This window comes from Endobacterium panacihumi (assembly GCF_050847465.1).
In the GTDB taxonomy this organism is placed as follows: Bacteria; Pseudomonadota; Alphaproteobacteria; order Rhizobiales; family Rhizobiaceae; genus Neorhizobium; species Neorhizobium panacihumi.
Genome location: NZ_JBOZRA010000010.1, coordinates 1 through 25,570 on the forward strand (window position 1 = coordinate 1; position 25,570 = coordinate 25,570).

Genomic DNA, 25,570 nt, shown 5'->3' on the forward strand with positions numbered 1-25,570 from the left:
GCCGGCGCTCCACAGACGTGATGACTTCAATCGAATGCTTGGTCATAGGACTACTCCTAGTGTTTGCACTAGGACTTCCGATGTTCGCATCAACCTCGCAAGACGGCCCTCACCGGAGGCTTACCCCGTGTCGCACTGTTCCTAGCTTGCGAAGACTCGAGCTTCATTAACGGCGCCGAAATAGCCGTCGACAACACTTTTACGGCGATTTGATATGTTTTGGTCAGGCCGCCAACTCGAACAGGAGCCGTTTCATGGCGCCGCGTTGCATCTCATTCGCCGCCAGATTCATTTTGGGCTGCTTCTGCCTGAGGAGCAACTGCCGCCGGAGCGAAAGGTCGCCGAGACCCTCGGCATTTCGCGGGTTACCTTGAGAGAGGCTTTCAAGGTGCTGGAAGACCGGGGATACATTATCTCTAAACGTGGTCAGAAGCGGGGAACATTTGTCTCTTCCGCCCCTCGCCTTAACGAAATTGCAAGTCGAGGTCTCCTGGAAGATCCTGGAACGGCATGGCGTCTTCTCGAATACCTGAAAGCGAACCTGATTGCTGCTTCAGAACTTGCGTGCGAGCGTCGCAGTCCTGGAGATCTCAGCGTTCTCGATGGCGTGGCAGAGAAACTGCGATCAACGACGTCCGGCCCGGAGATGCGCGGGGTCCGTTACTCGTTCTTTTCCGCGATCGGGCGAGCTTCGACGAACACGTTCTTTCTTGATTCCTTCAATCTCTCACTGGACAGCCTTTTCTACCCCATTCCAGACCACCGGCTTCCAACTACATTCGAGCTAAACGCGCTAGCATTTCGCCAGATCATTGAGAGCCTGAAATGTCGTGACAAAGCTGCTGCGGAAAAAGGATGCATGACGATACTGGACGAGATGGCGTCGTCAGTGAACGATACGATAGCAAACTGGACTCACGCTGCATCTGCGCGCAATTGATCATTTGATTCTTCAGCGCCCACACTCAAAATCATTCGAGCAATTTCTGGTAGGCAATCTAGGCGACGTTCGCGGTCACGGTCATTAAATGCCAAGTCGAGGGCCTCGACGTATGCTTGAAACTTTTGAAAGCTCATGTTCAAAAACAGCGCCATGAACCGCCAGCCCATGATGCGCGTCGGCGCACTCCCGCGCGGCTGCACTTAGCAAGAAGTATTCAGCGGCTCGCTCGAAATCGGAAAACGCGGCTTCTTCGGCCGCGGCCGCGGCAGCCATATATGCATCGACTGCATTGCCTTTGTCACGAATGACGTCTGTAATCTTACTGAACATTGCATTTACTCTTTTTATTCGATGAGGCACCTCGTTGCCGAAGAGGGAACATTCTGGTCGGACAAAACCCGTTTAAATATACAAACATTGTGAGCCAAAAGTTTTAGAAAATCGAAAATAAACCTCAATGCAGATGCGAAAAAATCTCAACTGATTTATAAGTTAAAGCCGAGACTACATCCGGGCACGCCAGCCCAAGCAGAACCCCCTATGTCGAACGCTACAACCGTACGGTTCGACATGAATGGCTTTACAAATCACCGAAAGCATCGGGAAGGCGCAAGAATTCGAGTTTGCTACGGAGTGGCTATAGACCTGTGCAATGAACGGGCTACATGCGCATTGGCGGCATTACACCTGCACAGAAACTCAAAAATGGCTGCGTGAATTCTTCGATCCAGACTCGCTTAGAACGGGGACATTACCGGGCCATGACAACCATCACAAAGCGTATGTTGCGTGAAAGCCGAAATGATCTGGTGCCAGCCGGACTGTGAAACGAAGGCTGGATGCGTGTGCTGGATACAACCGGGGCCCCCGTTTCTTCGTGATTTGCAGGAAAGCCGCAGGTAGCACCGCCTTCAGTATTAATACGCACAAAATCCCTGGCCTGAAGACCAAATGATGATGGGAGGTCGTCTCAAGGTATTTGCCGGGCCAGGCCTCCAGCAGCCGGCAACGTCATCAAATGGGATAGCTACGAAAGGAGACTCATGCCAGGGATTCGCCGCGCTGGAGGAGGGTAGGATATCGCTGCAGCCCAAACTTAGCAGCAAGCCTGAGCGGCGACGGTTTTTCTGCATCTTCGGCGCCAAAGAACTCCAGAGCCCGAAAATAATCTCGCCCGCCAAAACCGTCGAGCGCATCAATCAGCAGCAGAGAGGCTTTTTTGGCAAGCAGCGGCATGGTGTCCGCGGGAGGTCGTCCAGAATCAATCACCAGCGCGACGGAACTGCTCGACCAATTGAGCCATTTCGGCAGCTCATTCCATTTGCCATCGGCAGCGCAGACCGGGATCATCCATTCTGGATGCCAAATTTCTCGACTCAGGCCCTCCTCGATCAGGGCGCTGACCAGCGCCTGGCGACCATCCAACCATGACTTTCGCCAGCTTGAGGTCAAAACGAGTTTTGCGTTCGCTTTCGTGCAAAGACGAGAGAGCAAGCCGACGCTACTCGGGTCCAGTTGTAGATCCGTTGCGCCCAGTTGCGCTGTAGACGTCTGCTCCGAGTGCTGCATACCCACACAAAACCGGAAGTTTGAAAATGCCACCTCGATATCGACGAAAATGACCCGATCGTGGGAAAATCTGCGTCGCATGGCATTATACTGGTCGTTGAGTTGAACAAACTCCTGTGGAATGGATGCTAGGTCATCGACGAAATCCGAAAGCACGGCACTTGAAACCTGGGGTTTCACATCGCTGAGTTTTTTGCGCAGAAGCTTGAGCTGGTCTACGCCGTCGAAGGATTGCAGCCGTGCCCAGCTGGCCCTGACAGCCTTGTACATCGCAACAGCTTCGACGAATTGCTGTCGGAAGCCTTCGAGATCGTGTTCGCCGTCCGTGTGAAGTTGCGTGAGCGTCTCGCGAGCAAGTCGAACCTTGGCGATGAAAACGTCTCGTTCATTGTTCAGCCAATCCGTAGCGGACCCAAGCAATTTCTCCGCGGCAGGACGCTCCTTCTCAAAAGACCCGTTACTAATCATAGCCAGCCCAATGTCTTTGCATGCAAGCCGCCTCAATTTGTCCATGTCGAAAATCAAATTGCCAAAACGCAACTATTCGCTTTCATAGCAGAAGCTGAGACTCTTTTTCATACGGCAAACGTTGGCATGTAGTCTCTAAAAGAGACCAAGTTGCAAACCGTAAGCTAGATTTCTACTATGACATCGCACGTGCAGAAATCGCTTGCATGTTACCGGACCGTAAGAGCCGGCACCCTTGCGTAGACCGAATATCGAGCGCATGCGTGACAAGCAATTATGTCCTATCAGCGAAGTATCGCTCGGTTCTGAAGAAATTGATCTCTGCGATCAGTGTTGCAAGGATGCAGGTCATCGAATACGAACATGCAAATTCAATAATGAAAGATGATTTAATATCAGAAGGATATATTCATGGCCAAGGCGCGTCATTCCCGGTTCGATTGTAACCCGGGATGTTCGGTGGAAGCGACACTCACGGTCATAGACGGCAAGTTCAAGTGCATCATACTTTATCACCTCCTAGGTGAGACGATGCGCTTCAACGAAATCCATCGCCGGATCGGCAGCATCACGGAGCGCACATTGGCGAATCAGATCCGCGAGCTCGAAAACGACGGGCTGGTTACTCGTACGGTTTACGACAGCACGCCACCGAGAGTCGAGTATAGCATAACTGCTCTCGGCAGGAGCCTTGAAACTATTCTCAAAGCCCTGCGTGCCTGGGGAGACGACAACATTGATCGCTTTGAGAAAACGGCATCCGGCAACGATTGATCTGCCGATGAGGAATCGAGAGGGCACCACCGGTTCAATTTTCGTGAAAACTAAGATGGCCTTAAAAGTCTGGACAAGACGCTGTCAGGCGTCAATCGCGCCATCGGGCGGCAAATATCCGGTGATCATCCAGGAGACGCCAGAGTGCTGTTACACAGTTGATATTGATATCGCCTTTCCCGATCGCAAACACGCGCCTGCGAAAGCTTCGAGGCACCTGAAACAAAAGCATACCAATCGTATGGCTGTTCGGCGCTAAGCGGTACACTCCTTCCAAGGCAAGGCAAGGCAAGGCAAGGCAAGGCAAGGCAAGGAGGCTGTTGTTTGGGTGGTGATCACCGCCAGCCAATGCGGTTGCCGTGCAAGCTTATGGTAAAAAAAATGTCTCTTTTTTTTCCAACTGTTTCATTCACTGGATTTTGAACGGCCCCCCGCATTTTCGAAAAAATTTCGAGCTTGGGGGCATCGGGTGACAGTATCTGGGGACACGATCAAAGCCTTTTTCCGCGACCGTCGTGGAAATTTTGCAGTGATGACTGCAATTCTCTTGCCGGTGCTTCTCGGCGCTGGCGGAATTGCGATCGACGTCACGCGCGCAATGGAGTTGAAGACATCGCTTCAAATAGAGGCCGACGCCGCTATGCTCGCCGCCGCGACCGTACTTGCAAAAAAGAATTATAACCACAACGACGCCAAGGATTTGGCTGCGAGCCGATACGCTGCACTGGCTGCAGCAATCGATTCAGGCTGTGTGAGTAACCCGAGCATCGAAAACCACAAGCAATCGACTTCATTATCAATCACCCAGACGCCGAATGGGGCTAAGGGAAAGAAGTTTGAGGTCGTCTTCGCTGCATCCTTCAAGATGTGTGTGAACCCTTTGACCGCGCTCATCTCAGGCCCGTCTCTCAACATTTCTGTTCGCGCCACTACAGTCAGCGCGACAGCGAGCAAGAACGCGTTTTCAATGCATCTCGTACTCGATCGGTCGAGTTCCATGGAAGAGATTGCCTGCGAAAAGCGTAGCAGTACAAATGCGTGCCTGCAGACGGGCACCACCGTCAAGATCAATGCCCTCAAAGGGTCCGTCAACGAACTTCTCGACGTTGTCGCGGAAGCTGACCCCGAACAGAAATATGCCCGGTTTGCTGCCGTGGAGTTCTCCGGCGGCAAGGGAAAGAGCGTCGCCTTTAATTGGGGCGTTGCCGAAACCCGGAGATTTGCCAAAGCTCTTGATCCGAGCGGAGGCACCAACTCGGCGCCGGCGATGCAGCACGCTTATGACGTATTGAAGGCGACAGGCTATGGATCGGAAAATGCCGCCCATATCGCCAAGGACAATGACGACCCGACAAAATACATCGTCTTCATGACCGATGGCGACAACAACAGCAAAGATTCGGACGCGGCAACCCTTGAAGTTTGCAAACTCGCAAAGGCAAAAGGCATCGTCATCTACGCCATCGCATTCGACATCAAGCAAGGCCGGGCGACTACTCTCCTCTCCTCCTGCGCGACCTCGGACAAGCATTATTACGCGGCCAAGACGGCATCCGAGCTATACGCCGCTTTTCGAGAAATCGGTCTGCGCGCAAATTCGGGCGTCGCGAGAATGACAAACTGACACCCTGCAACGTTTCGTCATCGCGAAAGAGGAGATTCTTATGCCCCATACGTTCAACACCGATGCGGCTCAAGACGAGACCTTTTCCAGGCTGACGCGCCTGATCAGGAATACCCTTGGTGTCGATATCGCAGCTGTCTCAACGATTGACGATGGCGTTCAAAGTTTCAAATCGATCGACGGGCTTAGGTTCGAGCAGATTTCCTTAGAAAACAGTTTCTGCCGCGTAGCTTTCAGGGATGGTTGCACGATCGTGATGCCGGATACGGGCCGCACCGAGGAATTTCAAGACCACAAACTGGTCACTGAAGCTGGACTGAAGGCCTACGTCGGGATCCCTCTGAAAACATCGTCCGGCGCTGTATTCGGCACCATTTGCGGCATCCACAAGACGCCGCGAAAATTTTCTGAACGAGACTTGATCGTGCTAGAGGATATCGCGAATATTGCAGCCAGCGAACTGGAGTTACGCGAACATGCCACTGTGGACATGCTGACAGGGGCATTGACGCGCCGAGCTTTCATGCACGACAGCGCGCGATTGAAGGAACTGCTCAGGCGGAAAGGTTTGGTAATGACGGTCGTAATGGTCGATATAGACCACTTCAAAGCCGTCAATGACAAATACGGACATGCTTCCGGCGACGAGGTTCTAAAGTCAGTGGCAATGATCCTGAAGGTCAATCTTCGAAAATACGATCTTTTGGGTCGACTGGGCGGTGAGGAATTTTGCATTGCTCTCGAGGGCGATATGGAAAAGGCACGCGGGGTTACCGAACGCCTTCGGCAGGCGGTTTCGTCCCTGCAATTCACCTTTGCGGACAGGCAAACGAACGTCACCGCAAGTTTCGGCATTGCGGAGTTTCGCCGCGACGAAGGTTTCAACGACGCGCTCAAGCGTGCGGACATTGCTCTTTATGCCGCCAAGACTGCTGGCCGCGATTGTATCGTGACGGCTACCGACTGATGCCCGCGGCTGGCGCTCACAGGCATCGGCTCCAGCCAATGTCTTATCCCGTCACTGCGCAACTGCCCGCCGCAGGTCGGACGCCGCATTCTTGCCTTTGCTGACAGGACGGTTAACCACAATGAACGGCTGCATCATTCGCTGGCGAGGGGCAATGTTCAAGCCTTAATGCCGGACCAGAGAAGCGTGAAGCGTACAATGTAAAAGTCGAATTCTACATTGCGAAGACAGCCAAAAAGTAGGGAAAGTTCGCCTTGTTCGATTAACAGCAAGCAGGCACGATTTCCTGATGAAGATCCACATTGAAGAGTTCACCTCAGGGACGCGAGACGGTTTAGCAATCGAATCCGCATTGGCCAAGATGGGCGGCAAGTTCAAATGCATAATACTGTCTTATTTGAGCGAAGGCGAAATGCGTTACAACTCCCTACGCAATAAAATTGGCAGCATTTCCGATAGGACTCTCGCAAACCAGCTCCGTGAATTGGAAATCGACGGACTCGTCGCCCGCATCGAATATGACTGTATGCCCAAGAGAGTAGAATACAGTTTGACGGATGCCGGCCAGCAGCTGAAGCCCGTTATGGCTCTCATGCGGGAGTGGGCTGTCACCAATATAAAACACGACTGAGGCCCGCCTGGCGATAACGCATTGGCAGAACACCGTCTTCTCATTCGCAACCGCTGGACTTTGCGAGCAGCAACGGTCTCGGCGATATTGGTAGGAACCGGTTCAGTGCCTGGACAACGGCAACACTGACAGACAAGCCTATTTTTGACTGAGTCGCCATGCCGCAGGTCCCATTCCCACCAGTTGCTTGAATGCTTTGGTCATGTGCGATTGATCAGTAAAACCAAGTTCGTAGGCAATTTCGGCCAAGGGAAGATCGGTATCGCGGAGCATCGTCTTCACATCATCGATCTTCCTGATGCGTTGCCATTCAAGCGGTCGCGTACCGGTCGTATTTTTGAAAAGCTGTGAGAACCAACTTTCGGACATCCCGACGATGCTAGCCATCTCGGGGACGGGTACACGTTGAGTGCGCCCAGGCTCGAAACACGCGAAAATCTTGTCCAGCTGTCCAGGCGTCAATTTTCGTGGTGATACATCGGGTTCCGGAACCGTGATATGAAGCAATCCTGTAATGATGCTACCGACCAGATTTTCCGCATGCAAAGGGTGATGCGTCGGCATGGATATTTCATCAGACAAAAGCTTTGCCAAGGTCATCAGCGAACCCGGCTCGTCCAGATCGATCGGGCGCTTGATCGCCGCAAGCGCGGCAGATTTTCCCAAGGCAGGGGACAGATAACGGGTCAGACGGTCCTTGTGCATGTAGATGTTCAGATGTGAAAAGCGGCGTTTTGCATTGCCAATTATCCACCAGGGAACTCCCGCCGGAATATAGGCGGCCTGCAGGACCGGTCTCTGACGACACGGGGCAGTGCTATCGACCGAGACGCTCTTCCAATTTGAAACTTTGTCGAAGTGGATCACGATTCTCGGGTCGTCGTATCTGAAATACCCCTGCGCGCCCTCCTTGCTGTCGACCTCCAGAACTGCCCCAACAATTCCATCAAATTGACGCCACTTGCCAACATGAACGAGATCAAATCCATCCGCATGAAATTGCATTGAAGGCTGAAAAGTCACTTTAAAGGTCCACGCCGCGATTTTACTATGATCTTTTGTCGAAGCTTTTGTGAGGCTCACATAAATTATCGTAATAGGCCGAACTGCAGACCTCTGCAGGAATGATTGCACCTTGTGCTACTCTTCCGCGGCGTCGTGCAACAGAATCTTGTCTGGGGTTTGTCCAGTGTAGGCACCAATCCGTTGTTCCCTTCAAGGAAATTAAGAGCTTTAGCTTTGCCCAATGGCGCAAAAGTGTTCAGTAAAGTGGGTCAGACTTGTGTGGTAATCGACGTCCCGATACGCCACTCGCCTTTCAAGGGGATAGCCCGGGTACCTGATAATCAAATCGCAACCTGCTCGCCGAGCTCGACCACCCGATTGGGCGGCAGTTTGAAGTAGGCAGAGGGATCAATCCCGATATCCGCCATTGCAATGTAGACATTCTCCTGCCAGTGCGGCAGCCCGGTGTTCGGCGTCGCGATCAAGTTCCTTCTGCCGAGATAGAATGAGGTCTGCATGATTTCGAACTTCAGGCCCTTCTTCTTGCATAGCATCAGTGCCTTCGTCACGTTCGGCTCGTCCATGAAGCCGAATGTCAGATCGATCCTGATGAACCGCTTCGAGAGCTGTGTCACCTCAACGCGTTGGCTGTCGGGCACGTAGGGCTTGTCCTGCGTCCAGATCGTCAGAATGATGTTTTGTTCGTGAAGCACGTGGTTGTGCTTGAGATTGTGCATGAGGACCGACGGCGTCTTGTCGGGCACACTCGTCAAAAACACAGCCGTGCCAGGAACGGTCACGGGCGCGGTTACGGAACTACGTTCGACTGATCCCTCGATCGATGAGATGAAGGCGATCAAAGGGACGTCGTTTCGGGCGATCTTCTCGCGAAGATGCTTCGAACCCTTCGTCCATGTCCACATCATCAGCATGATGACGATCGCCAGCACGAGCGGAACCCAGCCACCGTCATGGATCTTCAGGAGGTTCGCAAGCAGAAAAACCGTCTCGATTGCCAGCAACGGAGACAAAAGGAGTCCCGCCGTGATAGCGGAGTAGCCCCAGACCGACCGCAGGAACTGGAAAGACATCAGCGTAGTCACCACCATCGCTCCTGTTACGGAGATTCCGTAGGCGGTCGACAGCGAAGCGGAATCGCGGAACGAGAAGATGAGTACAATCACTCCGACAAAAAGAACTGCGTTGACCAGGGGAACGTAGATCTGCCCGGTGTTGGTCTCGGACGTGAACTTGATCGCCAGACGCGGCAGGAAACCCAAATGGACGGCCTGACGAGCAAGGGAGAAGGCCCCCGTGATTACCGCCTGGCTAGCGATGACGGTCGCCATCGTCGCTAGGACGACCATCGGCAGAAGTGCCCAGTCGGGATAGAGCAAATAGAAAGGATTGGTAATCGCTTCAGGATGCGTAAGGATCAGTGCTCCCTGACCGAGATAGTTGGCGCCAAGCGCCGGAAACACCAAGATGAACCAGGCAACGCTGATCGGCTTGCGCCCGAAGTGGCCAAGGTCGGCGTATAGTGCCTCCGCCCCTGTAACGGTAAGAAAGACGGCGCCCAGCACGATCAGACCCGTCCAACCCGCATGGGTTATGAACCATAAGGCGTTGATGGGATTGAGGGCTTCTAGGATAGTCCAGTCATCGCTAATATGAATGACGCCTCCCCAGGCCATGGCAAGGAACCAGACAACAGTTATCGGCCCGAAAAACTTCGCGACGGCTTGAGTTCCTTTGGACTGGACAGCGAACAACACAGCCATAATGGCGGCCGACAATGGGAGTACGTAGTCCGAAGCCGCAGGTGTTATGAGCTTCATGCCCTCCAGGGCTGACATCACGGAGAGGGCAGGGGTAATCATTGCGTCACCGATGAAGAGCGCTGCACCGATGAGCCCTGCAAAAAACAGGACCGGCATGTAGCTTCCTGTCTTTTTCATCAGGAGAGCAAGAAGCGACAGCGTTCCTCCTTCGCCGTCGTTGTCGGCACGCAGGAGGAAGAGGACGTACTTGAACGTGACAATTACCGTCAGAGTCCAAATCATCAAAGAGATCAGGCCGACCACATGCTCTTGCTTTACCCCGTTGGCGGTGAATGGTCTGAGGGCATCTCGGAATGCGTAGAGCGGGCTGGTGCCGATGTCACCATAGACGACGCCGACTGCTCCTACGACCAGAGCGGCAAACTTCGGGATATCTGATCGGGTTTCCGGCACGGCTGCGTGGGATTGAGTCATTGCTTCTCCAGGCGCAGGGCCGTGTTCGGATTTCGGCACCATATGGCGCTTCATGAGCCTAATGGCAATTGTGGTGAGTGATCGAAAAAGGCTTAGCGATTGGCCTTGAGCTCAGATCCATACGATCCGTCCCCTAGATACCGACAGAATAGCTCTGAGCAATAAGATTCTTATCCGATGAAGGCGTCCGATTTGGGCATTGTGCCTGCATTCTTCTGGATAAACGTGTCGATGTTCCACGTCGCATGCCGTTCTGGTAAGGCGTGCCCACTCCCGTCTGTCTTTTCGTCCGTGAGCTCCAGGTTGATATGCCGAAATTTCAAGGGGCAGAATGTTCAGAAATACGGTTGCATGCCCCGGCGGGCCGCTGACCAGAACCTGCCCGATGCTTGAACGTAACTCATGTATTCAAGAAATGGCATAAATAGGTGGCCGCAAAGCGACCACCTATTCCTTCAAATTCCTTCGCAGCCCAACTTGGTAAGGGTTGCATTTACCCATGTCCGATCATTTGCGCCGGCCTTGATGTTGGCCATCTGCTTGGTCTCCGCTTCGTGCTTTTTGATTGCGGCGGCGTGAACTGCTTCGACGTCATCTATGCCAACACTCAGAAGGCCATCAGCGTCTCCGCAAACGAGGTCGCCTGGATTGATCACCATTCCCGCTATTGAGATCGGAACATTTACCTCGCCGGGGCCGTCCTTGTACGGTCCGCGGTGCGTAACGCCCGCCGCGAATACCGGGAAACTGCCGGCAAGAAGTTCAGCGCTATCTCGGATTGCGCCGTAAATGACGATTCCGCCCAAGCCGCGCTGTTCCGCATGGGCCACCATCAGTTCGCCGATAATGGCATTTGATATGTCGCCGCCCGCGTCCACGACGACTACATCACCGGGCTCGGCGATGTCGAGCGCCTTGTGAACCATCAGGTTGTCACCCGGACGGGCCTTTACCGTGACGGCTGGTCCAACCATCGTTCCGCCCGTGTAGTATGGGCGCAGTGTCGCCCCTCCTGCGGTCATTCGGCTCATCACGTCACTGACATTGGCAACCGGAAGTGCTCGAAACGCCTCAACCCATGTTGCGTCGACCTTACGCTCGCGCGTGCAAATGCGAAAACCAATCATTCCATTCCTCCTTCGTGAAAAGTTGCGCCACTTACGCAGCGGCGATGAGATCGCGATTGGCGAGAGCCCGGTCGTCAAAGCTTCGGCCTTCCAGCACGTCGATGATGTGCTGGGCGCTTTGGACCGCCATGTTACGCAACGCCGATCGGCTGGCTCCGCCTACATGCGGTGTTGCAATCACGTTGGGCATCGCCCAAAGCGGATTGTCTGTCGCAGGAGGCTCAATCTCAAAACTGTCCAAAGCTGCGCCGGCGATTGATTCGGATTGCAGCGCCTGAATGAGGGCGACTTCATCGACCACTGCGCCGCGTGCGGTGTTGACGAGAAACGCAGTCGGCTTCATCAGCGCCAGCTTTTCGGCGTTGATCAGGTGGTGGGTCTGCTGCATGAGCGGGCAGTGGAGGCTGACAATATCCGCAGCCTTCAATACGGTATCGATATCGCGACTTACAGTAACTCCGTCATTATCGCTCGCGAAGGGATCGTATGCCGCGATCTGCATGCCAAGGCCTCGCGCGAGCGTTGCCGCCCGTTGACCGATTTCACCATAACCAATGACGCCAAAGACGGCGCCTGCCAGGTCGCGGCCCACATATTTCGTCTTCGGCCAACTGCCGCCCTTAACAGCCGTGTTCAAAGGGACGACGTCCTTCATAAGGCTCACCGTTAGCCCGATCGCCAGTTCCGCCACAGACTGGGCGTTGGCCGCGAGCGCCCGCAAGACCGGAATGCCGCGATCAGAGGCTGCCGCGAGATCGATATTGTCTACTCCGCTGCCATGCTTGGCGATCACGCGAAGGCGTGGGGAGGAGGCGATAACCGAGCTGTCGATCTTGCCCTGACGGACAAGGATCGCATCGACCTCCTTCTCTCGGGCGATTGCGGCAAGATCTTCCGATGTGGAATAGGCCGGCGCATAGATAGTTTCGACATCGTGTGAAGCAAGTAAGAACCGAGCCTCCTCGACAAGTTCGGCACCGGTTATCATGACCCGCGCCGCTCGGACGCCTCCCGTTTGGGTTGTCGTACTCATATGCTCCTCCATGCAATCCGATCGACAGGATGTGTGAACGTGGACGTACCCGTTGACGAATGTCATTTATCGCGTATTGTACTGTTTGAAAAGGTGTTGTACTTAGTACAACGTACGAAACGATCAACACCTTTTTGGGAGGAGCCCTATGCCTGGAAATTCAGCCGGCGTCGCAGCGGTTGAGCGCGCTGCATCATTGCTGGAAGCTTTCACCGACCGCGATTACACGTTGTCGTTGGGCGAACTCGCGCGCCGCGTAGAGCTCGACAAGTCCACAGTTCTTCGCATAGCCAGATCGCTGGCCAAATTCGGGCTGCTCGTTCGAAATGACGATGCAAGCTGGCGCCTCGGGCCGAAGCTCATGAAGCTCGGCAACATTTATCAGTCGACCTTTCGCCCGTCCGATATCATCGAGCCGCTGCTATCAGATCTGGTCACGCAGACCGGGGAGAGCGCCGCGGTTTACGTTCGCGAGGGTGACGAGCGCGTCTGCTTGTTCCGTCATGACTCACATCAGTCCATCCGTCATTCTGCGCGTGTCGGCAGCACCTATCCGCTCGACCGCGGCGCGCCGGGGCGGGTCATCCTGGCCTTTGCGGGTCGGAACGGTGCAATCTACGACGAAATCCGCGCGACGGGCTTCTATGCGACAGCTGGGGAGCGCGATCCGCAAGTAGCCAGCCTGGCTGTACCGATCTTCCGCGACGGCAATGCGCTTTTTGGATCGCTCGCCCTCACCGGCCCACCAGACCGGTTCTCGGAAGATGCCATCATGAAAAATCTCGAAATTCTCCAGGTGGCTGCACGGAAGCTTTCCGTCACCATGGGGGGAGAACCCGGCACAACATAACGCGGGACCCGGGCCCGCCGCTATCCAATGGAGGATTGGACAATGAAGCATCTTAAAATCAAAGTCGCATTCGCCGCCGCAGTTTTTTCTGCGTCGGCATGTTATGCACACGCCGAATGGCCGAATGACCGCCCGATCCAGATGATCGTGGCCTTTGCGCCAGGTGGCAGCACGGATGTTATGGCTCGTGCCATTGAACCATTACTGGAAAAAGAGCTCGGTGCCGACATCATCATCGAAAATCGGCCCGGCGCGTCTGGTGAGATTGCCTATACGGCTCTCTCCAAAGCAAAGCCTGACGGGTATACCTTCTCCTACATCAACACACCGGGCTATCTGTCGATGCAGGTCCAGCGCAAGCTCGGCTATGATCCGAAGACGATCAAGCCGATCGTTCGTATCGTCGACGACCCGACCGCAATCGTCGTGCCGGCCGCATCCAATATCAAGACGCTGAAGGATTTCGTCGAGGCCGCCAAGGCAAAGCCCGGCGCCGTCTCCTACGGCTCTTCCGGCGTCGGCACGGACGATCACCTCGCAATCATTCTGCTCGGCGCCGCAACCGGCACGAACTTTACCCACATTCCTTTTTCCGGAGCGGGTGAAACCCGGACAGCTATTCTTGGATCACAGGTTTCCGGTGGCGGCCTCAACATCAGCGAGTTTGCCGGCAATGATACGTCCGGACTTCGCATGATCGCCCACTTCGGCACGGATCGCTCGCCGCAGTTGCCCGATGTGCCGACGGCCAGTGAACAGGGGTTTGACGTTGAGATGACGTCCGAGCGCGGTATCGCCGCGCCGCGTGAACTGCCAGATGAAATTACCCAAAAATTCGGCGCGGCCATGAAGAATGTGCTCGACAATCCTGAATTCCAAAAGCAGGCAAAGCAGCTCGCGCTTCCATTGGCTTATCTCTCCGGCCCGGATTGGGAAAAGCAGATGCCTGATCGCTTGGCTCGGTTCCAGAAGATCTGGAACGAAACGCCTTGGGTGAAGTAATGAGCGTCTCCTCCACAGCAAAGCGGGATTATCCAGATATTTTGGCGGGGGGCGTGATTATCGGGTTGGGAGCGCTTGGCCTTTGGGCCGGGCGTGACCTCCAGTTCGGCTCGGCTGCGATGATGGGGGCAGGATTTCTGCCGGACGTAATCTGCGGAATGCTGATCGCGATCGGCGGTTATGTCCTGATCAAAGCGCTGGGCAAGGCCTACGAACCTTTCGACGAGTCCAACTTCAAACCTCTGATCATTCTCGTCCTAGCAATCGCCGGCTTCGCATTCATGTCGGAAACCTTGGGTTTCGTCGTCTCGACGATCTGGCTAATCGTGATCGGCAGCCTTGCTGATCAGGAATCCCGCTGGCGCGAGATCGCAATCTCAACCGTACTTCTGACGCTCTTTGGCGCTCTCGTCTTCATCTACGGCCTCGGCGTTCAGATGCCGATCCTACCGTTCTGATCGAGGCTGGAAGGAATTACCCATGGCATTTCTTGATGTCCTCATGTTGGGCTTCTCTGAAGCGTTTACCCCGACCAACCTTCTCTTCTGTTTCATCGGTGCATTGCTCGGCACGCTGATCGGTGTGCTGCCTGGCATCGGTCCGACTGCGACTGTTGCGATCCTTTTGCCGGTGACCTTTTTCCTACCCCCACTTGGTGCTCTGATCATGTTGGCCGGCATCTTCTATGGTGCGCAATATGGCGGTTCGACAACCGCGATCCTCGTTAATCTTCCGGGCGAAGCCTCAGCTGTTGTCACAGCGATCGATGGTTACCAGATGGCCCGAAAAGGACGAGCGGGGGCAGCTCTTGCAATTGCCGCTCTTGGATCCTTCTTTGCCGGAACCGTGGCGACGATCGGTCTCGCCGTCGCTGGCCCGACGCTGTCATCGTTCGCGCTGTCCTTTGGTCCCGCGGAATATGTCTCACTGTGTATATTCGGTCTGCTTGCCGCAACCATCCTTGCCCATGGTTCAGTCATTAAAGCCATTGGCATAGTCTGCCTTGGGCTCGTCCTCGGCATGGTCGGTATCGATGTCAACAGTGGCTCGACGCGCCTTACGTTTGGTTCGACCGAGCTTTATGACGGCATCGATTTTGTGGTCATAGCTGTCGGCCTGTTCGGCGTCGCCGAGATCGCAAGCAACCTTGAGTTCAAAGAGGCGCGAGGCGTGCTTCAAAGCACGATTGGCCGTCTCTGGCCGACCAAGCAGGAGTTCAAGGAGAGCTGGGCAGCGGTCCTACGTGGCACGGCGGTCGGCACCATCCTCGGTGTTCTGCCGGGTGGCGGCGCGACACTCAGTGCGTTTAGTGCCTATTCAGTCGAGAAGAAAATTTCCAAGACGCCTGAGAAATTCGGACACGGAGCAATCGCAGGTGTTGCGGGCCCGGAGGCCGCCAACAATGCCGGCGCTCAATCCTCGTTCATTCCGCTTCTCACACTCGGTATCCCTTCCAACTCGATCATGGCGATGATGCTTGGCGCCATGACAATCCACGGGATTACCCCTGGTCCATCAGTCATCCAGAACCAGCCTGAACTGTTCTGGGGCCTGGTCGCATCGATGTGGATCGGCAATGCTATGCTGCTCATCATCAACCTGCCACTGATCGGCATCTGGGTACGACTTCTTAAAGTTCCGTACCGCATTCTTTATCCGGCAATCCTGTTGTTCTGCTGTATCGGCGTCTACAGCGTCAATAATCGTGGCTTCGACGTCGCATTGGTCATCCTTTTTGGCGTGCTCGGATACGTTCTGCGCAAGGCAAAGTGCGAAGCGGGTCCACTTCTCCTGGGCTTTGTCCTTGGGCCGCTCCTCGAGACGAACCTGAGGCGCGCGCTGCTCCTGTCGCAAGGTGATCCTCTTGTTTTCGTCGAGCGTCCGATCAGTGCTGTCCTGCTGCTGATTACTGCAGGAATGCTGCTCACGCTGATCCTTCCCGCGATCCGCAAGGGCCGAAAGGAAGCATTTGAGGCTAGCGAAGACTGACATCACTTGGTCTTGCTGCGGCCGGATTTGCTCCGGCCGCAGTCAATCTTAAGCATGACATCACAAAGAGATGGCGGCAGTGTCGGGATCTAGGAACATCTATGGAGGTCGTCGCCTGTCCGGCGTCCTCAGCCTTGACGATTTCGAAAGAGAAGCACGGCGGCATCTACCCGGGCCGCTGTTCGGCTACATCGTCGGCGCCAGCGAAACGAATGCATCGCTTCGACAGAATGCCGAGGCTTTCCACCGGTTCGCGTTTCGTCCGCGGGTTCTGCGTAACGTATCTAGCCGGAGCATGGAGACGACGCTTTTCGGGGTCCGCTATAAGGCACCCTTTGGTATCGCCCCAATGGGGATCAGCGCAATGATGGCCTATCGGGGAGATGTCATTCTCGCGCAAAGCGCGGCCGAAGCTGGTATTGCTGCCATCATGAGCGGCTCCTCTCTCATACGTATGGAAGATGTTGCTGAGGTTGCGCCGAAGACGTGGCTCCAGGTCTACCTACCGGGCGAGCCCGATCGCATAGATGCACTTGTAGATCGAGTAGCCACGGCGGGCTTCAGGACGCTTGTCCTGACGGTGGACACTGCAGCCCTTGCAAATCGCGAGAACAACATCCGCGCCGGCTTTTCGACGCCGTTGCGTCCGAGCATGCGTCTTCTGTGGGATGGTGTTTGCCACCCTCATTGGACGTTCGGCACTTTCCTCAAGACCATCGTGCGGCATGGCATTCCCCATTTTGAGAATTCCTATGCTACGCGAGGCGCACCGATTGTTGCCTCTAACGTGATGCGAGATTTCGGGAAGAAGGATCATTTGGACTGGAGCCATCTTGAGCAGATCCGCAGCCGCTGGAGTGGCAATCTCGTCGTAAAGGGTATCATGCATCCAGACGACGCTGTGCGCGCGGCCGACGCCGGTGTGGATGGTATCATTCTCTCCAATCATGGCGGGCGCCAACTCGACGGCACGGCTTCCCCGCTCAAGGTGCTGCCGGATATTGCATGCAGGATAGACGGTCGAATCCCTATTATGATTGATTGTGGCTTCCGGCGCGGCACGGATATAGTGAAGGCGCTTGCGCTTGGGGCCAGTTTCGTATTTGTGGGACGACCTTTTCTTTACGCAGCCGCCGTCGCCGGACCTGCCGGTGTGCTGAAGGCAGCCGATATTCTTAAATCAGAAATCAACCGAAACATGGCGCTTTTGGGTGCTACGAGGCTGACAGATCTTTCTCCCGACATCCTCATCGATAACTAGCAAAGAACATTCTCCCGCGAAGATCGGCGCGATCTGCGCAGGGTGCCACCTGCAGCGAACATCTCTGACACGTCGTCCCAAATATCCCTGTAGTGCCTGCACCAATGGCGTATCTCAGGCTCCAGCGCCTGCACGATTGATCCACGCCGGATTGCCGGCAGAGGCGACTATCGCGCATGTGCTGGTCTGCAAATACGCCGATCATCTGCCGCTTGATCGGCAGGCACAGATCATCAACCGACAGGATTAACGATCTCGACCGCTCTGCGCTGGCCGAGTGGGTTTGCCGGGCAGCATTCGAACTGCGCCCAGTCTTCGACGCTCTGATCGCCGCCCTGAAGCGGTCGGCGAAGCTATTAATGGGCGAGACCAGTGCGCCGTTCCTCGATCCCGGCTCGCGCAAGACCAAAACCGGATATTTCTGGGCGCTGGCCGTGATGACCGACCGGGGAGTGGTGGTGCGCCGCCGGGTGTCGCTTTTACCTACGCACCCGGTCGCAGAGGACTACATGCCGAGCGGATATTGCGAGGGTCCACGAGCATTCTTCAGGTCGATGGATATGCCAGATACAATCGCCTGATCACGCCGGATCGTGTCGGCCCTGGCACCCAACTCGCCTATTGTTGGGCACATCTATGGACGCCCCCGACTTTGCAAGGGTAAATGAGCAATTCTGGCGAACCTGCGGCTGCAGTCATCTATTCGGCCTCTAAACGTGTCGCACCCTGGACCCCGGCCTTGATGGTAGATCCGCAAACCAGCTCCCAATCACGCACCACGAGCTCGAAGATCGATGCGCCCAACGGGCTCTGCTGGTTCCCGGTTTAGCCCGGCTTTGCCATCACTTGCTTTTTATCCTCGCAACCACATCGACCAGTGCAGGTCGAATTCGAAACTTGAGCTTACGGTCACGCTGCTCTCATTGTCGCGCCTTTCCCAGGATGCCCATAGGCTCCGCCGAACATGAGCAACGCCCAAACTACGCGAGCAGTTTTATTTGCAATCGCGATAGCCGCAACATTTGCGGGGCGACGTTCCCTTAGCTTCGAAAGCCAAACCCAAGAATGACTGCGCCAGCGCATGATTGAACGGCTGCCATGGATCAACAGCCTCCGAAGGTAACCATCTCCGCGCTTGCTAATTCCGCCAAGGTTCTCTTTACCTCCCGTGGAATGCTGCCTCGGGACCAGCCCAAGCCAAGCCGTAAAATGCCGACCCGATTTGAAGTCGGACGGCTCTCTCATGGATGACACCAAGGCCGTTGCCGCAACCACACCGACGCCAGGAATCGTCATCAATCTCCGGCAAGCATCACTGCCCTTCACGATCCTCATAAGATCTTGATCGATGCGGAAGAGCTTCGTCTTCGCCTCCCTCAGTTGTTCGACTAGATAGCGCAAGGCGTGGCGAGCGACGGCGGGTAGTTCGTCAAATTCTTCGTCCTCGATCAGTTTTGTAAGAAGGCCAATGTTGTGAGCGCGGTTGGGAGCAATGATGCCGAATTCGGCAAGGTGGCCACGGATTGAATTGATGAGCTGTGTCCGTTGACGGATCAGCATCTCCCTAACTCGATGCAGGACCAGAACTTCCTGTTGCATCTCCTCCTTGACGGGCACGAAGCGCATCGTCGGTCGGGTGACTGCCTCACAGATCGCCTCCGCGTCAGCCGCATCGCTCTTGTTCGTCTTCACGTAGGGGCGGACGTATTGCGCCGGGAGAAGACGAACGTCGTGACCAATGTCACGAAGTAATCTGACCCAGAAATGAGAACCCGGGCATGGTTCGAGCGCGACGAGAGCAGGTGGGAGTTTCCTGAAGAATGCTTCTACCTCCTCCCGTTTGAGCCTGCGCCGAATGACGGCTTTACCGGCAGCATCGGCACCATGAACTTGGAAAACAGACTTGGCGATATCTAGACCAACAACACTGACATGAGCTTCCATGATAAGCCTCCTGGTTGATACGGCTCCATCATCGCTCGCGGCTGGCTCCGGCGGAAGGGGGCGTCCATACCATCACGCAAGGTGCAACCTGGTTGAGATCATGCCCAACGGCACAGCCCGTTCTGGCAATCGATGTACGAGCAACCCAGTCAATCGCACTGCGCCTCCCAAAATAGGCGATCGAAATAATTCCTGTTTTTATGGACGGCGCATGATCGCGATAGCCGCCGGATGCAAAATGCGATCCGGCGGCCTTTTGGTTTTATCGGATCACTTATCCGGAAGGGCGTAGGCGATGAAATAATCGCCGGGAGGTGTTTCCATGAAATGGTGTCCGCCTGCGAAGATCACCAGATAAGCCTTGCCTCTTTCCTCGTAGATCATCGGATTAGCCTGGCCTCCAGCTGGAAGCTCCGTCTTCCACAAAACTTTACCGGTTTCGCTGTCATAGGCACGCAGATAGTTATCTGTCGTTGCCGCGATGAAGGTCAGGCCTGAGGCCGTCATCACCGCGCCGCCATTGTTTGGGGTGCCGATATCCAGAGGCAGCAAAGTGGGAACGCCGAACGGACCATTTCGCTCTGCCGAGCCGAACGGCTTGTCCCACACGGTTTTGCCGGTGCTCAAATCGACGGCACGGATACCGCCATAGGGGGGTTGCGTGCACAGCATCTTGGTGAAGGGAACACGCCAGCCGGCATTGACTTCAACCGCATAAGGCGTGCCGATCGCTGGGCCAGGACCTTCCGCGAGCGGGCCCTTTCCTCGCCGCGGATCGTTGGCCGGGAATACGCCGCGCTGCTCTGCCACTGCACGCGGCAGGAAATTGTTGTAATTCGCGGTATTGCTGTAATTCGCAATCAGCAGATTTCTCGTCGGATCAATAGAGATCCCACCCCAATCAGAGCCGCCATTATAGCCTGGAAACTGGATCCAGGGCTTGTCAGCAGTTGGAGGCGTGTACATGCCTTCATAGCTCGCCTGACGATACTGAATGCGGCAATAGAGCTGGTCGATCGGTGACATGCCCCACATCTGAGTTTCGTCCAGATTGGCGGTACGAAGGTTGGCGAAGCCAGAATACGGCTGCGTTGGCGAACGCTGTTCAGGCTCCACCCCGCCTTGCGGCACGGGCAGGTCTTCGACCGGGAAGACCGGTGTGCCATCACGCCGATCCAGAACGTAGATGTCACCCTGTTTCGAAGACAGGACCATTGACGGGACAGTGCCCTTGTTGGTCTTCAGGTCGATCAATGTCGGCTGCGTGCCCAGATCATAATCCCAGACGTCCTTGCGAACGGTTTGGAAATGCCAGCGCGGTTTGCCCGTTGCCACGTCCAGCGCCACGACTGAGCTGGAATACTCGTTCATCTCGCCTGTGCGCTGTGTGCTGTAGAGGTCGCCGCCGGCATTGCCCATCGGCAGATAAACCAGGCCAAGTGCGTCGTCACCCGATACGGGAGCCCAGCTGTTGGGCGTGCCGAGCGTATAATGCTTGCCGTTGGCGGGGGTGGTCGTGGTTTCCGGGCTACCCAGATCCCAGGCAAAGCGCAGTTCGCCGGTGATCGCATCAACTCCGCGGATAACGCCCGATGGAGCTGCGGTCACCTGGTTGTCGGTCACGCGCTGGCCTGTCACGATAACGCCACGCACCACGATCGGAGCGGATGTGATCGTTGCCCAGGTGGGCACGAACTCACCGTCCATCAGGCCGGCCTTCAGATCGACCGAACCCCGGTTGCCGAAATCCTCGCAGGCCTGGCCCGTTTCTGCATCGGCAGCAACAAGTCGCATGTCGAGCGTTCCCTCGATAATACGAGCGGCGCAAGCTTGGCCGGGGGCAGCATCGGGATTTTTGTAGTAGACCACGCCGCGGCAGGAGTTCGTGTATCCGGTGTATTTCGGATCGACACCGGGGTCGTACTTCCAGATTTCTTTGCCGTCGGCTGCATTCAGCGCTACCAGCTCGTTCTTGCCGGTGCACAGATAGATGCGGTGGCCGACCTTAAGCGGTGTGGTCTCCTGAGCGTATTTCTTCAATACCAGGCCGGAGCGATAAACCCAGGCCTGCTTCAGGTCCGCGACATTCTCCTTGTTGATGGAGGTTACGGGCGAAAAATGCATTCCACTACGCGTTCCGGCCCATTCCGGCCAGTCAGTGCCGGTCTTTTCAGGGGCGGGGTCGAGGCTCGCCTCGGTTGCTGCCACAAAGGAAACCGCAGCATCGCGCGAACCTACACTCATCCAGACAGCACCGCCGACAACAACAGCGAATGCAACCGAAACGGTGAGACCATTGAGAATGCGTCTGCGGCCATTCGTACGCGAAAGAGCGCCAAATGCTAACATTGCCAGCACGAAAAGGACGAAAGGTCCCGTAAGGCGAGGCAGCAAGGCCCATCCATTTAGGCCGGCTTCCCAAAACGACCAGATGGCAGTTAGCGCGAAGACAATAGAATATAGCCAGATACCAGCCACGTTTGCGCCAATCAGCAGGATGCCAGAGGCCACAAGACCAAGGCCAGCGGGAAGATAGTACCAAGATCCTCCAAGGCTTATCAAGTATAAACCGCCTGCTGCGAGCACCAGCCCGATCAGCAAGAATAGAAATCCAAGAAGTGCGACGGCCCATTCGCCGCCACTTCTTGGACGTTTTAACTCAAACATGTTGGTCTCCTGTTGATTTCTTATGTGAAGGCATGCCGCTTAAGCCGAAGGGGATTTGTTCCACCTATCGTCGCGACAGTGCCTTGTGGGAATGGTCATGACATCAGAGATCAGCTCTCTCTCTGAAGCAGCTCGCGACTGCAGGCGTCCTGGGCTCTGACTTTGCCGAATTCCCGGGGGGAGAAATTCGTTCAAATCCCATGGTATGATTTTACGCGCTGCGCGGGATGCTGTTGGCAAATCGCATGAATTGGGGTTGCGCTGGGGGAGGATGTCATTGTTATACCAGTGCATGCGCTTCGTTCGTTATTATCTCCCGAGTGATCTCTGGAGTATTTTGCCGCGCGGCATAAAACCGCATTTTCACAAACTATGATCATTCGTATATAAATTCCGATCTGACTGTCGGATGGCGGATGGAAGACTATTTTCAGCTATTTTCCGTACGACCCGGCATGTGGTGATTGGCAGTGTCATGCGACGTCGATTGCTTCGCCGTGCATCTGAAAATCCTGCTATAAAAGGTCGACGGCAACGATGCTGACTTCCTCCATGGATGCTTTTTACTGTCGTGGCGAAGTAACGCATCATCAATTTGGCACAACGCGATGCTGTTGGGAGAGGCATCCAACTCATCAGCGGAAATCAACATTCATATTCACAGCTCTACTAACGTGAGAGAGTCGGGTAGCGCTGATCTCTCCTGTATGAAGGCAAACCGAGCTTCAGGCTTAGAACCCATAATGTTATCGACAGCCTGCATGGTGTCGTCATCGTCGCCATCGGAGACCCGTATTTTCAGCAGCGTGCGGTTGGCAGGGAACATTGTGGTGTCTCTTAGTTGCTCAGGCATCATTTCGCCAAGACCCTTAAATCGCCCTATCTCAAACTTTTTTCCTCGAAAGATTGTCGCCAGGAGTTCGTCACGATGACTGTCATCGCGGGCATACATGCTCCGGCCGCCTTGGCGAATGACATAAAGAGGTGGCACGGCTAGATAGAGGTGGTTGCCGCGGATCAGCTCCGGCATTTCCAGATAAAAGAAGGTAATCAGCAGCGAAGCGATATGCGCGCCGTCGACGTCGGCGTCGGTCATGATGATGACGCGTTCGTAACGAAGATCTTCCTCGCGGTATTTCGAGCGTGTGCCGCAGCCGAGCGCCTGAATGAGATCGGCGATCTGCTGGTTGGCGGACAGCTTTTCGCGGCTGGCCGAACCGACATTGAGGATTTTGCCGCGCAGGGGAAGGATCGCCTGGTTCTTGCGGTTGCGCGCTTGTTTGGCAGACCCGCCAGCCGATTCTCCCTCGACGATGAACAGTTCGGCACCTTCGGCGGTGTTCTGCGAGCAGTCGGCCAGCTTGCCGGGCAGGCGCAGCTTGCGCACCGCCGTCTTGCGGTTGACTTCCTTTTCCTTGCGGCGGCGCATGCGCTCTTCGGAGCGCTCGATCACCCATTCGAGCAGTTTTGCGGCTTCGTTGGGGTTGCCGGCAAGGTAATGGTCGAAGGGGTCACGCAGCGTATTTTCGACAAGGCGCTGCGCCTCGACGGTCGCCAGCTTATCCTTGGTCTGACCGACGAATTCCGGTTCGCGGATGAACACGGACAGCATGCCGACGGCGGAAATCATCACGTCATCGGTGGTGATGTCCTTGGCGCGCTTGTTCTGCGTCAGGTCTGCATAGTTCTTCAGGCCCTTGGTCAGCGCGATGCGCAGACCGGCCTCATGCGTTCCACCTTCCTGCGTCGGGATGGTGTTGCAATAAGAGTGTAACTGCGGATCACCGCCATACCAGGTGATCGCCCATTCCATTGCGCCGTGACCGCCGGTCTTTTCCGTGCGACCGGAAAAAATGTCACGGGTGACGGTGAATTCCTTGCCGAGCGTCGCGGCCAGATAATCCTTCAGACCACCCGGAAAATGGAAGACGGCCTTTTCGGGGATCTCGCCACCTTCCGGAACGACGCCGGGATCGCAGCTCCAGCGAATTTCGACGCCGCCGAACAGATAGGCTTTCGAGCGCGCCATGCGAAAGATGCGGCCGCCATCGAATTTGGCGCGATCGCCAAAGATCTGCGGATCAGGATGGAAACGCACGCGGGTGCCGCGACGGTTATGCACATCGCCGAGTTCCTGCAGCCCGCCCTGCGGCACACCACGAGAAAAGACCTGCTTATAGAGCTTGCGGTTACGGGCAACCTCGACTTCGAGAACGTCCGACAAGGCATTGACGACCGAGACGCCGACGCCGTGCAGACCGCCCGAGGTCTCATAGGCGTCGCCGTCGAACTTGCCGCCGGCATGCAGCTTGGTCATGATCACTTCGAGCGTCGACTTGCCGGGAACCTGCGGGTGGTTTTCCACCGGGATGCCGCGACCGTTATCGCTGACGGTCAAGAAACCTTCGGCATCGAGATGCACTTCGATGAAATTGGCGTGGCCTGCCACCGCTTCGTCCATCGAGTTGTCGATGACTTCGGCGAAGAGGTGATGCAGCGCCTTTTCGTCTGTGCCGCCGATATACATGCCGGGGCGCACGCGCACCGGCTCCAGGCCTTCCAGAACACGGATCGACGACGCGCCATAGGCACTTTGGGTATCCGTTAGGGGGGCGGCCTTTTCGTGCGATGCAGTTGTTAGCAGCGGTGCCGAGCTCCGCGTGGCCTTTCTGGGTGAAAACAAGTCGCTCACATATCCATCCTCAATACACTTCAATTAACATACATTACAAACGTATGTAAAGGGGAGCTTGTGTTCTGCCCCACATTGTGCGTTGCCGCCTGATCTGTGATCGATGGTCCATCGATGAAGAACGGCTGTCTTTCTATGGAAACTACGATGGAGCTTCTCCCAATCGAATAGCTGGGGGCACACCGTCATCATCCTGCTCGAGACTGAACGCCTTCTGGGCGTCCGAAAAGTTCGATGACTTCATCGCTTCCGCTCCAGTCCCAGCCGGTAACCTAGCGGGAAAAACGCGAATCAAAAATGATCCAGTTTTCGGGGGGCAGAGCAGTTCAGATCACTGCAGCTCTTGACAAGCATTGTCGCGCCTTGCCGCGACACAAAAACCATTCTGGAATAGCCGCGGCCTTCAAAAATGTCGGGCGCTTCTTCTCGACTCACTACGCGCAGATGATCGCTTGGTACAAAGCGCAACTGGTGACTCGCTCCTCTCCTTGAAACGTCAATTCCGAACGATCTCAAGAGATCCACCATCGAAAACCACAGTTCCCCGTCAATAATCAGGGTGCGGACATCGGATTTTGACCAACGATTTTTTTGATCAGACATGCATCATACTCTTGAAAGTTACCAGCCGGAGTCGTGGAAACGGCGATCGACTGAGCCTGCAGGCAGGCTATAACGAGGGAGATGGCGAGAGAGCCGCTGGGGAAGTGCAATGGTGCTCATCGCGTGATGAGGTCTTCTCCCTAAATCCACAGATGAAAACACCGCG

General features: G+C 55.5%; 20 protein-coding genes and 2 pseudogenes. 12 read left to right on the forward strand and 10 right to left on the reverse strand.

Annotation, left to right across the window (positions count from 1 at the left end):
* Positions 1-214 precede the first annotated feature (214 nt).
* On the forward strand, positions 215-940 hold the full coding sequence (locus ACRQ1B_RS27080) for a FadR/GntR family transcriptional regulator (RefSeq protein ID WP_432297284.1): 726 nt from the start codon (positions 215-217) through the stop codon (positions 938-940).
* A gap of 84 nt (positions 941-1,024) precedes the next feature.
* Here the strand turns inward: ACRQ1B_RS27080 and ACRQ1B_RS27085 are convergent, their stop codons facing one another.
* Complete coding sequence (locus ACRQ1B_RS27085; protein WP_432297285.1) at positions 1,025-1,273, reverse strand: hypothetical protein; 249 nt, start codon at positions 1,271-1,273, stop codon at positions 1,025-1,027.
* A gap of 194 nt (positions 1,274-1,467) precedes the next feature.
* On the opposite strand from ACRQ1B_RS27085, the pseudogene ACRQ1B_RS27090 reads away from it, so the two are divergent.
* Positions 1,468-1,647 (forward strand): annotated as a pseudogene (locus ACRQ1B_RS27090) (integrase core domain-containing protein); the annotation flags it as partial.
* Between the two features lie 337 nt (positions 1,648-1,984).
* Here ACRQ1B_RS27090 and ACRQ1B_RS27095 read toward each other — a convergent pair.
* The gene (locus ACRQ1B_RS27095; protein ID WP_432297286.1) at positions 1,985-3,052 is read right to left on the reverse strand and encodes a hypothetical protein; all 1,068 of its coding nucleotides are present in this window, start codon (positions 3,050-3,052) and stop codon (positions 1,985-1,987) included.
* Positions 3,053-3,391: 339 nt separating this feature from the next.
* Between ACRQ1B_RS27095 and ACRQ1B_RS27100 the strand changes: the two genes are divergently transcribed.
* From ACRQ1B_RS27100 to ACRQ1B_RS27115, 4 genes are all read left to right on the forward strand, one after another.
* Positions 3,392-3,754 (forward strand): winged helix-turn-helix transcriptional regulator, encoded by a 363-nt coding sequence (locus ACRQ1B_RS27100; protein WP_432297287.1) that lies wholly within the window; start codon positions 3,392-3,394, stop codon positions 3,752-3,754.
* A gap of 529 nt (positions 3,755-4,283) precedes the next feature.
* The gene (locus ACRQ1B_RS27105) at positions 4,284-5,378 is read left to right on the forward strand and encodes a vWA domain-containing protein (RefSeq protein ID WP_432297471.1); all 1,095 of its coding nucleotides are present in this window, start codon (positions 4,284-4,286) and stop codon (positions 5,376-5,378) included.
* 40 nt (positions 5,379-5,418) lie between these two features.
* Positions 5,419-6,345, forward strand: a complete 927-nt coding sequence (locus tag ACRQ1B_RS27110) for a sensor domain-containing diguanylate cyclase (RefSeq protein WP_432297289.1) — start codon at positions 5,419-5,421, stop codon at positions 6,343-6,345.
* Positions 6,346-6,634: 289 nt separating this feature from the next.
* A complete protein-coding gene (locus ACRQ1B_RS27115) occupies positions 6,635-6,976 on the forward strand; it encodes a winged helix-turn-helix transcriptional regulator (RefSeq protein ID WP_432297290.1) in 342 nt (113 codons plus the stop codon).
* A 138-nt stretch (positions 6,977-7,114) separates the two neighbouring features.
* Here ACRQ1B_RS27115 and ACRQ1B_RS27120 read toward each other — a convergent pair whose 3' ends face one another.
* From ACRQ1B_RS27120 to ACRQ1B_RS27135, 4 genes are all read right to left on the reverse strand, one after another.
* Positions 7,115-8,059 (reverse strand): helix-turn-helix domain-containing protein, encoded by a 945-nt coding sequence (locus ACRQ1B_RS27120; RefSeq protein ID WP_432297291.1) that lies wholly within the window; start codon positions 8,057-8,059, stop codon positions 7,115-7,117.
* Between the two features lie 263 nt (positions 8,060-8,322).
* Complete coding sequence (locus ACRQ1B_RS27125) at positions 8,323-10,236, reverse strand: potassium transporter Kup (RefSeq protein WP_432297292.1); 1,914 nt, start codon at positions 10,234-10,236, stop codon at positions 8,323-8,325.
* 455 nt (positions 10,237-10,691) lie between these two features.
* Positions 10,692-11,363: an RraA family protein gene (locus ACRQ1B_RS27130; protein ID WP_432297294.1), complete on the reverse strand. Its 672-nt coding sequence runs from the start codon at positions 11,361-11,363 to the stop codon at positions 10,692-10,694.
* Positions 11,364-11,394: 31 nt separating this feature from the next.
* Positions 11,395-12,396 (reverse strand): hydroxyacid dehydrogenase, encoded by a 1,002-nt coding sequence (locus ACRQ1B_RS27135; RefSeq protein WP_432297295.1) that lies wholly within the window; start codon positions 12,394-12,396, stop codon positions 11,395-11,397.
* Positions 12,397-12,544: 148 nt separating this feature from the next.
* Here ACRQ1B_RS27135 and ACRQ1B_RS27140 point away from each other — a divergent pair, with 148 nt between their 5' ends.
* The 6 genes and pseudogenes from ACRQ1B_RS27140 to ACRQ1B_RS27165 all read left to right on the forward strand — a co-directional run.
* Entirely contained in the window at positions 12,545-13,246 is a 702-nt protein-coding gene (locus ACRQ1B_RS27140) for an IclR family transcriptional regulator (RefSeq protein WP_432297296.1), read from the forward strand.
* Between the two features lie 180 nt (positions 13,247-13,426).
* A complete protein-coding gene (locus ACRQ1B_RS27145) occupies positions 13,427-14,248 on the forward strand; it encodes a tripartite tricarboxylate transporter substrate binding protein (protein ID WP_432297297.1) in 822 nt (273 codons plus the stop codon).
* Positions 14,248-14,706 (forward strand): tripartite tricarboxylate transporter TctB family protein, encoded by a 459-nt coding sequence (locus ACRQ1B_RS27150; RefSeq protein ID WP_432297298.1) that lies wholly within the window; start codon positions 14,248-14,250, stop codon positions 14,704-14,706. Before ACRQ1B_RS27145 ends, ACRQ1B_RS27150 begins: the two co-directional genes overlap by 1 nt.
* A gap of 22 nt (positions 14,707-14,728) precedes the next feature.
* Entirely contained in the window at positions 14,729-16,237 is a 1,509-nt protein-coding gene (locus tag ACRQ1B_RS27155) for a tripartite tricarboxylate transporter permease (protein ID WP_432297472.1), read from the forward strand.
* 70 nt (positions 16,238-16,307) lie between these two features.
* On the forward strand, positions 16,308-17,498 hold the full coding sequence (locus ACRQ1B_RS27160) for an alpha-hydroxy acid oxidase (protein ID WP_432297299.1): 1,191 nt from the start codon (positions 16,308-16,310) through the stop codon (positions 17,496-17,498).
* A gap of 55 nt (positions 17,499-17,553) precedes the next feature.
* Positions 17,554-18,132: pseudogene (locus ACRQ1B_RS27165) on the forward strand (IS66 family transposase); the annotation flags it as partial.
* A gap of 275 nt (positions 18,133-18,407) precedes the next feature.
* Here ACRQ1B_RS27165 and ACRQ1B_RS27170 read toward each other — a convergent pair.
* The 4 genes from ACRQ1B_RS27170 to ACRQ1B_RS27185 form a co-directional block, all read right to left on the reverse strand.
* Positions 18,408-19,442: an IS110 family RNA-guided transposase gene (locus ACRQ1B_RS27170; RefSeq protein ID WP_432297301.1), complete on the reverse strand. Its 1,035-nt coding sequence runs from the start codon at positions 19,440-19,442 to the stop codon at positions 18,408-18,410.
* Positions 19,443-19,712: 270 nt separating this feature from the next.
* The gene (locus tag ACRQ1B_RS27175) at positions 19,713-22,109 is read right to left on the reverse strand and encodes a membrane-bound PQQ-dependent dehydrogenase, glucose/quinate/shikimate family (protein WP_432297302.1); all 2,397 of its coding nucleotides are present in this window, start codon (positions 22,107-22,109) and stop codon (positions 19,713-19,715) included.
* Positions 22,110-22,767: 658 nt separating this feature from the next.
* Positions 22,768-24,753 carry a DNA topoisomerase IV subunit B gene (parE, locus tag ACRQ1B_RS27180; protein ID WP_432297473.1) on the reverse strand — a complete coding sequence of 662 codons (1,986 nt, stop codon included), beginning with the start codon at positions 24,751-24,753 and terminating at the stop codon, positions 22,768-22,770.
* Between the two features lie 339 nt (positions 24,754-25,092).
* Positions 25,093-25,404, reverse strand: a complete 312-nt coding sequence (locus tag ACRQ1B_RS27185) for a BRO-N domain-containing protein (RefSeq protein ID WP_432297304.1) — start codon at positions 25,402-25,404, stop codon at positions 25,093-25,095.
* Positions 25,405-25,570 lie beyond the last annotated feature (166 nt).

What these genes read in the sequence shown, in the direction of transcription:
- ACRQ1B_RS27185 (WP_432297304.1), bottom strand. Translation starts at nt 25,404, where the DNA reads ATGTCTGATCAAAAAAATCGTTGGTCAAAATCCGATGTCCGCACCCTG.
- ACRQ1B_RS27140 (WP_432297296.1), top strand. Translation starts at nt 12,545, where the DNA reads ATGCCTGGAAATTCAGCCGGCGTCGCAGCGGTTGAGCGCGCTGCATCA.
- ACRQ1B_RS27115 (WP_432297290.1), top strand. Translation starts at nt 6,635, where the DNA reads ATGAAGATCCACATTGAAGAGTTCACCTCAGGGACGCGAGACGGTTTA.
- ACRQ1B_RS27150 (WP_432297298.1), top strand. Translation starts at nt 14,248, where the DNA reads ATGAGCGTCTCCTCCACAGCAAAGCGGGATTATCCAGATATTTTGGCG.
- ACRQ1B_RS27170 (WP_432297301.1), bottom strand. Translation starts at nt 19,442, where the DNA reads ATGGAAGCTCATGTCAGTGTTGTTGGTCTAGATATCGCCAAGTCTGTT.
- ACRQ1B_RS27085 (WP_432297285.1), bottom strand. Translation starts at nt 1,273, where the DNA reads ATGTTCAGTAAGATTACAGACGTCATTCGTGACAAAGGCAATGCAGTC.
- ACRQ1B_RS27080 (WP_432297284.1), top strand. Translation starts at nt 215, where the DNA reads ATGTTTTGGTCAGGCCGCCAACTCGAACAGGAGCCGTTTCATGGCGCC.
- ACRQ1B_RS27125 (WP_432297292.1), bottom strand. Translation starts at nt 10,236, where the DNA reads ATGACTCAATCCCACGCAGCCGTGCCGGAAACCCGATCAGATATCCCG.
- ACRQ1B_RS27130 (WP_432297294.1), bottom strand. Translation starts at nt 11,363, where the DNA reads ATGATTGGTTTTCGCATTTGCACGCGCGAGCGTAAGGTCGACGCAACA.
- ACRQ1B_RS27135 (WP_432297295.1), bottom strand. Translation starts at nt 12,396, where the DNA reads ATGAGTACGACAACCCAAACGGGAGGCGTCCGAGCGGCGCGGGTCATG.
- ACRQ1B_RS27175 (WP_432297302.1), bottom strand. Translation starts at nt 22,109, where the DNA reads ATGTTTGAGTTAAAACGTCCAAGAAGTGGCGGCGAATGGGCCGTCGCA.
- ACRQ1B_RS27145 (WP_432297297.1), top strand. Translation starts at nt 13,427, where the DNA reads ATGGCTCGTGCCATTGAACCATTACTGGAAAAAGAGCTCGGTGCCGAC.
- ACRQ1B_RS27100 (WP_432297287.1), top strand. Translation starts at nt 3,392, where the DNA reads ATGGCCAAGGCGCGTCATTCCCGGTTCGATTGTAACCCGGGATGTTCG.
- ACRQ1B_RS27110 (WP_432297289.1), top strand. Translation starts at nt 5,419, where the DNA reads ATGCCCCATACGTTCAACACCGATGCGGCTCAAGACGAGACCTTTTCC.
- ACRQ1B_RS27155 (WP_432297472.1), top strand. Translation starts at nt 14,729, where the DNA reads ATGGCATTTCTTGATGTCCTCATGTTGGGCTTCTCTGAAGCGTTTACC.
- ACRQ1B_RS27160 (WP_432297299.1), top strand. Translation starts at nt 16,308, where the DNA reads ATGGCGGCAGTGTCGGGATCTAGGAACATCTATGGAGGTCGTCGCCTG.